We start from the raw sequence: 10613 nt of genomic DNA, 5'->3' as shown, positions 1-10613 counted from the left end.
ATTATGATGATTTTTCATATATTTTATTTTTATCTTTTTATTTTTCATTTATTTGAAATTTTGTATCCAAATACACCGGTGCTTCGGTTTCCTTACCGGTCACACGGTTCCCGATCCGTGGCAAAGTCTTCCACCAGCACATCCATAATGCCGCCGCAGACCATTCCTTCATCTTCCGCCGCCTCGCCGGTCAGATCTACATGAACTACTTTGTACCTGCCGCTTCCGATCAGAGAACGTGCCTCGCCCAGCACGGCCGCCTCGCTGCAGCCGCCGCCGATGCTGCCGAGAATCCGTCCGTCCCGGTAGACAATCATCTTCGCGCCTGCCCCGCGCGGGGAGGAACCCTTTGATTCAATCACCGTGACCACTGCTTTCGGCTCATCCGGCTCCTCTGCCAGGCGTTTCAGCACATCAAAATCCAGATCGGAACGGTTTTTCACACGTTTGTCTTCCCGATCCATGCGCTTTACCTGTATGATCTCCGCCAGAATCGAGATCGCGATCTCCTCCGGTGTCACACCGCCGATCTTTAAACCGATCGGGCTCTTTAAACGGCTCATCCGCTCTGGATCGTAACCTTCTTCCAGAAGCTCCTGTTTCACGATACCGACGCGGCGTCTCGAACCAATCATGCCGAGATACGCCGGTTCTTTTCCTTTTCCAATCATCCGCAGGCAGTCCGCATCGTGGCGGTGTCCGCGCGTAACGATACAGATATAGTCGCTCTCCTGAATCTTGAGTTCTTTGATCGCATGCCCAAAGTCATCACAAATCACCTTCTCTGCCATCGGGAATCGTCCCGGATTCGCGAAGGAAAGGCGGTCGTCCACCACAGTTACCAGGAATCCGACGCGCGCGCCAAATTCTGCCACTGGAAGAGCCACATGGCCGCCTCCGAGAATAATCAGGCGCTCTTTCGGGAAAAATGGTTCCGCCACATTCCAACTGCTTCCGGCGCGCCCACAGACCGGCTGCCCCTGTGTCAGGGCTTCTTTTCCAATCTCCGACGCCTCTGCACCTTCTTTCAGTTCACAGCGCATATCTGCTAGATTTCCCTCTTCTCCCACAAAGCTTCTCTCGAGCGCCAGACACGGCGTCCCTTCCAGTTTTTTCAGAATCTCCCCATACAGATTCATATCACGCACTTCCTCTCTTTTATACTGCATGAGCCATCCATTTCTCATTTCGCAGTTGTGCCATCGCGGTTGCTTCCTCATCGCCTCTCTCTGGCTCGATTATTTACCAAAACCGCAGTTCGGGAAAATACAGGTTGGACAATTTAAGCACAGACCACCTGCGCCCATTTTCGCCAGATCCGCTTTTGTCACTGGCACATCTGCCATCACACGCGGCAGCACCAGATCAAAGATGGTCCTCTTCGCATACATCACGCAGCCCGGAAGTCCCATGATCGGCTTTCCGTCCTTCGTATATGCCAACAAGAACATCGCTCCCGGAAGTACCGGCGCGCCGTAGGAGACAACCTCCGCTCCGGTCTGCTTGATCGCGCTCGGTGTCGTATCATCCGGATCGACGCTCATGCCGCCGGTACAGACAACAAAATCGGCGCCCTGATCCAGCCATTCCTGGATTGCCTCCGTGATTTTATCCGGATTGTCCCCTATAATCTTCTGTCCCAGAACTTCCACACCAAATTCCTGAAGCTTTTCCCGGATGACCGGGCCAAATTTATCCTCAATCCGTCCATAGAACACTTCATTTCCGGTCGTCACAATGCCTGCTTTCTTATTTTTATACGGAAGCAGCTTTAACAGCGGCTCTGAACCCGCTACCTTCTTCGCCTCTTTCATTTTTTCTTTTTCAATTACCAGCGGGATCACACGGGTTCCGGCTAACTTATCACCTTTTTTTACCGGGAAATTCGTCCGGCGGGTCGCGATCATCATCTCCGGCAGGCTGTTGACCTTTAAGAGGCGTTCTTCATCGACCTGAAACAGACCGTCCGACTCCGCAATCAGCTCAATCTTGCCTTCCTTCGGATCGGTTGCACGCATATACTCATTCTGGCAGATGCCGCGCAGAATGTCCGCCGCCTCATCCTCATGATATTTTGTATCGTCCTTTTCCCAGACATAAATATGATCTTTTCCAATCGAAAGCAGTACCGGGATGTCCTCCTCACGCACGATATGTCCCTTGCGGAATACGGCGTCCTTCGTCACGTCCGGAATAATCTGCGTCATGTCATGGCAGAGTACCTGTCCGACTGCCTCGGTTGTTTTCATTAATTTCATATGATTTTCCTCTTTTCCTTTTTACAGTAATGCCTCCGCACGCTTTGCCAGCTGATACCGCCGTTCCACACCCGCCAGCGCCTCCGGATTATCCTTAAATTTCTCCCGTTTTGCCGCAAACCGTTCTTCGATCGTTACACGCCGTTCTCCCTGTACCTGCTTGTCCGCCAGGTACACGATCAGGCTTTCGTTCAGATATCCCAGCTTTTCTTCCGGCAGATCCATATGATCCGCAACAATATCCGCGATCCCGGTATGTCCCAGAAGCCGCAGCCATCCCGCCCCTGTCTCTGGATGTTCGGGGTATGCTTTGGCGATGTCATGAAGAAGCGCCGCCGCGTAGATTTTGTGTTTATCGATTGGAGGACTTTTGTATGTCATCTCCACACACGTTTCCGACCTATGCTTTAGAACTCTATCTGCCAATTCCACGGCCAGCTCCGCAACCGCCCGGCTATGGCGCACCGTCGCCTCCGGCGTGTGAAACCATGCAAGCAGACGTTCACACTCCTCTCTGTCCGGGATAGGACGTTTTCTCTCCCAATCACGCAATTTCTGAAACTCTTCCTGTGTATCCGCATCAAACGCACAGCCCGGATCCGGCACATCCAGGAAAATCCGGCGGATTCCCGGCTGTTCACAGGCGCCTTTAAGCCCCATCGTTCCGTCATGCTGCAGCAGTTTTTCGATCACATCTGCACGGATCAGAAGCGGATGCCCCGGTGTTTTCTCATATTCCGGGAGATAGACATCCCCATCGCCCTCCGCGAACCGGTATTTTTCATATTCCAGCGTAAATGGCGTAAACAGTGGCACATCCACCGGGAAAAAGAAAATGCCATCCAGCGTCTCTTTTCCTGCCGTTTTCCGCTTTTCCTTATAATAGGAAAGCCCCAGGCAGACGGAATCAAACATTTTCGTCTCCGCATACGCCGGATTGTGGATGAAATGGATTCCCGGTCCCGCAGCCGCCGCGCGTATATCTTCCGCCCGGCGTCCGGTAATGATCGTGATTTCATGTACGCCGCACGCCCGCAGCGTCTGTATCTCACGTTCCAGGACCGTCTGGGCGCCGAGCTTCATGAGCGGTTTGAAATCCCCCATCCGCGAGGATCGCCCCGCCGCCGAGATCAAGGCGTCAAATACATAATCCTTTCTTTCATACACCTGTCCGTAGCCAAAGGGAATCTGCAGAAGTTCTGTCTTTTTCCGCTTCTCCCAGCCACTGATCAGTGTCCGAAACCAACCCGCGTGTCCGATTACCAGAATATCGCCCCGGCTCTTCATCCGGAGTTCATTCCAGGTTGTCCTGGCGCGCCCTGCACAATCTGCAAAACTCTCTCCCTGCGGCGGTCGGAAATCGTACATATCTGCCCCTCGTGCCACATACTCCGCTGGAAACTGTTCCCGGATTTCATCGAAGGAATGACCATCCCATTCCCCCATGTCAATCTCCGCCAGACCATCTACGACCTCAATCGGAATACTTCTGTCAATCACTTCCTGCAGGATCGCGGCTGACTCCCGGCAGCGCTTTAACGGGCTGGTATAAATCTTTTCAATTCTGCGTCCCGCAAATGTCTCCCCCAGCGCCCGAATCTGTGTCCGCCCTTCCTCTGAAAGCGGCAGATCCGTCCGCCCGATGCAATATTTCCGTTCATCTGGAAATTCCGGCTTCCCATGCCGGATCAAATAAATCGTCCGCATTCTATCCTTTCCTAGTGCTCGTGTTCCTCTTCTTCCCCACACTCGCAGCTGAAATCATGGCTGTGTCCAAATGGTCCCGGTCCGCCAATGTAATCGCGGATCAGCTCCAGTTTATAACGGTTCATATAGCTATATGCCTTCTGAACCGTATGCCCGCTTCCCAGATAACGGGTCACGCCCGCCTTTACCAGTATCTCAAACGGTTCTTTCTCGATCGGTCCGCAGATGACTGCCTCACAGTCATGTTCTACCACCTTCTTCGCAAATACCAGATTGTCCGGATCCTGTTTTCCATAGACATGGAAAATCTGGTTCTTGTCCGCGTCAATAATCATCAAAAACGGACTCTCCTTAAAAGTCGCCGGCACCAGTCCGTCGATCTCCTCTGTCTCTGATGCAATCGCTATGTTCATTTTTTTCTCCTTGTTCTTGTCAAATTTTACTGATTTTTTTTCAACATTTCTCGATTATTTTTAATTTTATGATACTGCAATTAAAACTTATCGTCAAGTTTTTCATGATATTGAATTTTACCACTCATTTTTCATTTTTCCTCGATGATCAGCCGCCTTTTTCCCGAACCGATATAGGGGGAAATTTCTTTTTCTATCACTGCGACGGTCAGGCAGTTCCCAAAGTATTCCGTTAATGCTGCTTTGACATTTTTCACTCTGCTTCCTACCGCATCTGCATAACCCGCTTTCTTCATAACAGCCACCGTCAGATGCTTCTGCGCCGCATTGTAAGATGCCTGAAAATCTTCCACCTCATCCAGGGCAAATAAAAGCTCATCTAATATGTGCATGGAAAGTACTTTTCCGCCGGACAGCCGGACGCTGTCATCCAGCCGTCCCTCAACCTTATCAAGTCTGGGCTTTAAACATCCGCAGGCACACGGTTCTGCAATCATCCGCCCCAGATCGCCGGTCCGATAGCGCACAAGCGGCATTCCCCGCCGCCGAAGCGTTGTCAGAACCAGCTCGCCGTATTGCCCTTCCGGAACCGGCTGTCCCGTATCCGGATCCAGAATCTCAATCAAAAGGTCCCGGTCCCGCAGATGGTAACCCACACGCGCCCCACACTGTACGCCGCCGCCGTAACCAGTTTCCGTCATCCCCCAGTGTGTAAAGACCCGGCAGTTCCATGTTTTTTCCAAAAAACGCTGCACGCTGACCGGCACATAATCAGCACTTAAAAGCACTGTTTTCGGGCCAAGTCCCGGCGCATGGGCTGCCAGCGCATACATCTGGCTTGGGACACCGATCAGGCAGTCTGCCCCCTCGCCGTCCCGCGCTGCCGCTTCCATATCGTGAATCAGCCCGTGAACCTTCGTCTCCACCTGAATGCGCCCCAATCCTTCTTTTAAAAGTCCTCCAATCGAAAAAAATCCCGGTCCTTCCATATAAACCGTGACCCGATCGCCTGGCTTTACCATGTACTGCATCCCTGTTTCAAAGAAATCCGCCGTCTGCATCAGATCGTCTTCGGTAAAAAACAGGCGCTTCGGTGCCCCTGTACTGCCGGAGGTCTTCAGCGTGATGATCCGCGCGATCTCCTTGGCTGGAACACATAAAAATGTTTCCGGCTCCGCTTTCAGTTCCTCCGGGGTTGTGAGGGGAAGTGTCCGGAAATCCGCCCATGAAAACGAATCCGGCGCGAGCCGTACATCGGAACCTGCCATTTCCCCAAGCTGTCCCCAGACGGATGTAAATTTCTTCTGATAAAATGGACTTTTCTCCTTTACATACGAAAGTGTCCGCCATAACCCGGACGGCTGCGCCGCTGCAATAAAATAACCGCAGCCCGCTTCTTTTAAAATCTTCCGTTCCGCCCCCAGCGCCGCGCAGACGGATTCCAGATTTCCATCGAAGATCTGCTGCCCGATCCACTCCGCCAATGTTCCCGACGCGTCCTGCATCTTTGCAAGCACAAATCCCGCCTCCGCCAGCCGGTCACGGATTGTTTTAGCAGACTCAAGCCGTCCCAGCATCCCGTCTAAGAAAAGCTCTTTCTTCCGGGCATACATATCGCTCATCAAAAGCCATCCTTCCGGTTTTAACACCCGGTACACCTCCCGGAGCGCCGCCACCGGTTCCGCAGCCTTGGAACAACTGCATTCCATCAGAATGATATCTGCCGTCTGATCTGGATATGGCAGTTTCTCCGCACATCCAGTCTCTATCCAGCCAGGTTCATGCACATCCGGATTCTTATCCAAGCCGGAAATCTGCCAGCCCGGGCAATGCTCAGAAAGCCATCGCATCGTGCCGCCGGTTCCGCAGCCGATGTCGATGACGCGAAGCGGCACTGCAGGGTCTGTAGACTCCGTCTCTGCCGCTCCCGCCTCCGGTATCTCAATTCCCGCAAACTGGAACATCTGCCTCGTCAACGCAAATCCACCGGGGCGGCAGAGACTGCACTCATTTGTATCCATTTTTTGCACCTCTCCTTTCTGCGCTTCTATTATCTGCCTCTTTCCATCGGAGACAAGTAGTATGCACAGAACGGAATCTTCTTCCCGTCTTTATACACATGCAGGCTGCACTGGCGCAGGCGCTCAATATCGAGATTGCCGGCATCCTGAAACGCCATGGATGTGATCGTGAAGCCGTGGCTTTTGGCACGCTTTAAGAAGTCCTCCATATTTGTTATGTCAACCGACTCTTCTCCACAGCAGCAAGCCTCACTCTCTGGCTCTTTTTCCCCGCAGCAGCAGGTCTCTTCCAAATCGCGCCGTTCCCAGCGGCGTCCGACAAATTCACGGTTCTTCTCCGCCGGATCCGGACCACAGCAGCAGCCTTCGCCCTCCGGTTCTGTCTCGGTTTTTCCACTATAATTTGTCAGCGGCATCAATTTATCCCCAGGCATCACGATGAAATCCCCGTGGAACCCACACATCGGGTGATCGCAGCAGGATGGCGCGATCTGTTCCTCTTTGATAAGCCCGCCGCTCTGGCTGACAACCGCCTCCAGAAGCTCATCCAGCGTATAGCGGTCATCATCCGCCGGAAGCTCCGGGATACGTCCAAAATAACTGACCGGCTGGAAATGCACGCCGCGCACATACGGCGACCGCTGAATGGCAAACCGGAGGATGTCCCCGATCTGCTCCGTATTGACCCCCGGAACAATGACCGGAACAAGCGTCACGCCGATTCCATACCGACCGCACTGCTCGATCGCCCGTTTTTTCACTTCCAGCATCAGGCGGCGGCGCAGTTTTTCATATACGGCATCGTCCACGCCGTCAAACTGCATAAATACAAACGAAAGTCCCGCATCTGCCAGACGCTTTACAAACGCCTCGTCCTCCGCCAGGCGCAGACCGTTGCTGTTTAACTGCACATATTTACAGCCAACCTGCTTCGCATACGCCACGATCTCCGGCAGATCGTCCCGCACTGTCGGTTCCCCGCCGGAAAGCTGCAAAAGTGTCTTTCCCGGCTCCGTCAGATCGTCGATCCAGCGTTTTACCGTGTCTAAGGACGGATCCTTGGCCCCGTCCGGCTCCGCAAAACAGAAGGTACAGTTCATATTGCACCGCGCTGTGATCTCCAGCAAGGTACAGCAGGTGGCGCGTCTGTGCTCCGCACACAGACCGCAGCCCGCCGGGCAATTTAGATTTTCATTTTCTCCCACCGCCGGACGTTCCCCGCGCCAGTCGGCAAACTTACGCTTATTTCTCCAGATTACACTGGAAAATGTCCCGTGATCTGGGCAGGTTTTTACCAGATATATCTGCCCGTCCCGCTCTTCCCGCTTTGCCGGAATGCGTTTTAAACAGACCGGACAGACACTGTATGTATGGCGCATTTCTTCTGGCAGGAGGGCTCTGTCCTGTAAGTTCATTACCATCGTCCTTCATCCCCTTATCTCAATTCATTACAATTCTCCCATGATGAAGCCAGCCGCAGATGGGCTGTGTTCTCATGTTCACACATGGCAAATCCCCGCAGCCAGCCTGTCTCACCTATCCTTTTCAGATCCAAAAGCATCTCTCATGGATCATACTTATATCTACTATCTACTTATCTTCCAGCTCTCTCTCCACATCCGCCATACGCCCTTTTACCAGCGCTTCCGGCAGATATACCTCGCCGCACTTCGGGCAGCACAGGATCTCGGTGTGGAAATTGTGCCCCAGATAGTCAAAAAATGTGGATTTCGGCACCATCTCCACCTGACACCGGCGGCAGATGACTTTTTTCTCCAACGCCTCTTTGATCCGCTGATCTCTTCCGCCTCCATCAATCGTCGGCATACTCATCACTCTCCTTCCAGATTCATGCGGTGGCTGTAGCCATTCCAGAGCTTATAACCGCCGTCCGGCAGCACCTCGTACTCTGCCCAGTAGGTCATATGCTGGATCTTCAGATGCCCGATCCGATGTCCCGTCTCCGGGTCGATAATACCGCGGTCTTCCCGCTCACAGTGTTCAATGACCTGCTCCATATCTTCGATCAAAATCTGACCCGCTGACAATTTGCGTTCCAGCTCCTTCTCAACTTCTAATTTCATATGTGTTTCCTCTTCGATCGTCTCATTCCAGTACGTCTTAAGCAGTTCCCGTTTCGCCGCCAGGCGGTTGTGCCAGCGCTCCGTCACCGTCGCCGCCGGGCGCCCCGCGCCATTTAACCCAAACAACAGATCGAGGATATGAACCGCCTCCTTGCCCTGTCCGGCAAAGGACTCCCGGCAGTTGACGCAGTAGGTCACATACGGCAGTTCCTCCTCTTTTGCACGGGAAGTTGTCATATAGCTTGTGTGGCTCGGAGAAGCAATCCCGATATGTCCGCCGTATCCGCAGCAGCGCGCCTTTTTCCCGTCATACGGCAGATTTTCCCACGTAATCCCCGCCGCATCCGCCAGATGGCGTACACTCTCCTGCAATTCCGGGTAATAGCGGCTGGCGCAGGGATCAAACAAGGCATACGACTGCGCTTGCTGGGTACTTCCTGCTTCCATTTCAGCCTTTTCAGCATTGTCCGGTTCCAAAGCAGCATCTTTCTCCACGCCCCACTCTTCCATCACTTCCGCCAGAAAGACAACCGGAAGCTCCGGCAGGTATTCTTCAAACATCTTCCGGCAGTTAGGGCATGCTAAAACCACTGTCGGTTCGCCAAGCTCTCTCCACTGCCGCCGCATTTCCTCCAGATGTGCCGCGTGGATGTCCACTTCGCCTGCCCACTCGGCAGGCGCACCGCAGCAGGTCATCCAGATCGCCGCATCCGGCTTTTTGGAACGCAGCCACTCATACGTCCGCGTCACATAGCGCGGATCCGAACCGGCGAGCTGGCATCCCGGAAAGAATGCATAGGAACTCTTCTTAACATTCTCCGGTTTCCGCGTAAGCCCCGCTTTTCCGGAGGCATACGCCATGTCGCGCAGCCAGAAATCGTGGAATGGCCACGGCATCGCGCCTTTTTTTTGCATTGCCCGCATACTGTCAAGCAGAAACTGGCTGAAATCGATATGCTGCGGACAGACTTCCTTGCAAAGCCCGCAGTGGTCGCAGGTGCTGATCAGTCTGGTCGCCCACGTACCATCGCGCGATAACGTACCGGGATGGATTGTTATGTAAACTTCTTCATACAAACGGCGCGGTGTTTTCTCATGCAGGCGCATCAGATCACAGGCACGCATACAAGCATCACACGAACACTTCTGGCAGCGCGTGATCTCCTGTATCGCCTCTTCCTCCGTATACGATTCCCCGTTTGCCGGAACCACCCGATCGGCACGCTCGATCCCATTCGTTTGAAGATTTAAAAGTGTCCCTTCCTTTCGAAATGGCTCATTCATACCGCCCGTTTTCAGATACCGTTCGATCGCAAGCGAAACCGCCAGCCCATCTGCCAGCGCCTTCATGCTGTCGCCGCCTGTCAGGGAACCTCCAATGAAAACGCCCGGTGTCCGGGTTGCAAATGCGCCGTCCGGGTCCATTTCCAGACCAAAGTCCGCGCCATCTGCCCCAGTTGCCACATACACGGCATCATAGTCCGCCCGGAGTGCCTCCAGATCCGTTACCGTTTCACCGAGATGGCGTGAAAATTCCTCAAACTGGAACTGTGCCTCGATCTCCGCATCAAATTCCGCCGGATCCATCTGGTTTCTCGCCTGACCGCCCAGAACCATTTCCCGCTCATAAACCGTTACCTCGTACTTTTTATTGCAGAGACGCAGTGCACAGCCAAGCCCCGAAAGACCGCCTCCGACGATCGCGATCTTTTTTCCTTTCGACGGCAGGTTATACGCATTCGGTGCTTTCCGCTTCGCGTACTCGACAGTCGCCCGCTCTAAAAGCCCGATCGCGATCCCCCCGTCCAGCTTCGCACGCAGACATGCCTTCTCGCACGGATGGCTGCACAGCTTCGACACAATATCCGGAAATCCCACCGTATTCTGATAGGTCCGGTACGCCGCGTTGAAACGTCCCTTTTTCCACTTTTCTTCCAGCCCCTTGATATCCAGCCGGAACGGACAGGCTGCCTGGCAGAACGGCGGCTCGTTCTGATGGCATTTCTCCGCCAGCGTCTTCTCAAAATCTTCCAAATAGCTCACAGGGCGGACCTCCCTTCTTTTCTCCTGCATTTATCGTTACTGTTCACGCATACGTGCCCAGTAACGGAATTTGCCGTGGCTTCGCAT

The 10613-nt window shown here is 53.5% G+C and carries 8 protein-coding genes; all 8 read right to left on the bottom strand.

What is annotated here, in order from left to right:
* Nucleotides 1–92: 92 nt before the first annotated feature.
* The 8 genes from DWV73_RS11815 to DWV73_RS11780 all read right to left on the bottom strand — a co-directional run bounded on the left by DWV73_RS11815 (nt 93) and on the right by DWV73_RS11780 (nt 10526).
* The gene (locus tag DWV73_RS11815; protein ID WP_181986259.1) at nt 93–1169 is read right to left on the bottom strand and encodes an XdhC/CoxI family protein; all 1077 of its coding nucleotides are present in this window, start codon (nt 1167–1169) and stop codon (nt 93–95) included.
* A gap of 69 nt (nt 1170–1238) precedes the next feature.
* On the bottom strand, nt 1239–2258 hold the full coding sequence (locus tag DWV73_RS11810; protein WP_117796811.1) for a molybdopterin-binding protein: 1020 nt from the start codon (nt 2256–2258) through the stop codon (nt 1239–1241).
* Nucleotides 2259–2279: 21 nt separating this feature from the next.
* Nucleotides 2280–3965, bottom strand: a complete 1686-nt coding sequence (locus DWV73_RS11805) for a DVU_1551 family NTP transferase (RefSeq protein WP_117796810.1) — start codon at nt 3963–3965, stop codon at nt 2280–2282.
* Nucleotides 3966–3976: 11 nt separating this feature from the next.
* Nucleotides 3977–4378 (bottom strand): NifB/NifX family molybdenum-iron cluster-binding protein, encoded by a 402-nt coding sequence (locus tag DWV73_RS11800; protein ID WP_022360477.1) that lies wholly within the window; start codon nt 4376–4378, stop codon nt 3977–3979.
* 131 nt (nt 4379–4509) lie between these two features.
* A complete protein-coding gene (locus DWV73_RS11795) occupies nt 4510–6399 on the bottom strand; it encodes a DVU_1553 family AMP-dependent CoA ligase (protein ID WP_117796809.1) in 1890 nt (629 codons plus the stop codon).
* Between the two features lie 29 nt (nt 6400–6428).
* Nucleotides 6429–7820 (bottom strand): radical SAM (seleno)protein TrsS, encoded by a 1392-nt coding sequence (trsS, locus tag DWV73_RS11790; protein WP_242995812.1) that lies wholly within the window; start codon nt 7818–7820, stop codon nt 6429–6431.
* A 169-nt stretch (nt 7821–7989) separates the two neighbouring features.
* On the bottom strand, nt 7990–8226 hold the full coding sequence (locus DWV73_RS11785; protein WP_022360474.1) for a DVU_1557 family redox protein: 237 nt from the start codon (nt 8224–8226) through the stop codon (nt 7990–7992).
* Between the two features lie 5 nt (nt 8227–8231).
* Nucleotides 8232–10526: a pyridine nucleotide-disulfide oxidoreductase/dicluster-binding protein gene (locus DWV73_RS11780; RefSeq protein ID WP_181986258.1), complete on the bottom strand. Its 2295-nt coding sequence runs from the start codon at nt 10524–10526 to the stop codon at nt 8232–8234.
* Nucleotides 10527–10613: the final 87 nt, after the last annotated feature.

It is taken from the genome of Clostridium sp. AF12-41 (genome assembly GCF_003461685.1).
GTDB classification, from domain to species: domain Bacteria; phylum Bacillota; class Clostridia; order Lachnospirales; family Lachnospiraceae; genus Otoolea; species Otoolea fessa.
The sequence above is the reverse complement of the archived record's forward strand: the minus strand, read 5'-3'. Positions and strand labels throughout refer to the sequence as shown.

Excerpts from the sequence above, each read along its gene's own strand:
- DWV73_RS11815 (WP_181986259.1), bottom strand. The coding sequence starts at position 1,169 with ATGCAGTATAAAAGAGAGGAAGTGCGTGATATGAATCTGTATGGGGAG.
- DWV73_RS11810 (WP_117796811.1), bottom strand. The coding sequence starts at position 2,258 with ATGAAATTAATGAAAACAACCGAGGCAGTCGGACAGGTACTCTGCCAT.
- DWV73_RS11805 (WP_117796810.1), bottom strand. The coding sequence starts at position 3,965 with ATGCGGACGATTTATTTGATCCGGCATGGGAAGCCGGAATTTCCAGAT.
- DWV73_RS11800 (WP_022360477.1), bottom strand. The coding sequence starts at position 4,378 with ATGAACATAGCGATTGCATCAGAGACAGAGGAGATCGACGGACTGGTG.
- DWV73_RS11795 (WP_117796809.1), bottom strand. The coding sequence starts at position 6,399 with ATGGATACAAATGAGTGCAGTCTCTGCCGCCCCGGTGGATTTGCGTTG.
- trsS (WP_242995812.1), bottom strand. The coding sequence starts at position 7,820 with ATGGTAATGAACTTACAGGACAGAGCCCTCCTGCCAGAAGAAATGCGC.
- DWV73_RS11785 (WP_022360474.1), bottom strand. The coding sequence starts at position 8,226 with ATGCCGACGATTGATGGAGGCGGAAGAGATCAGCGGATCAAAGAGGCG.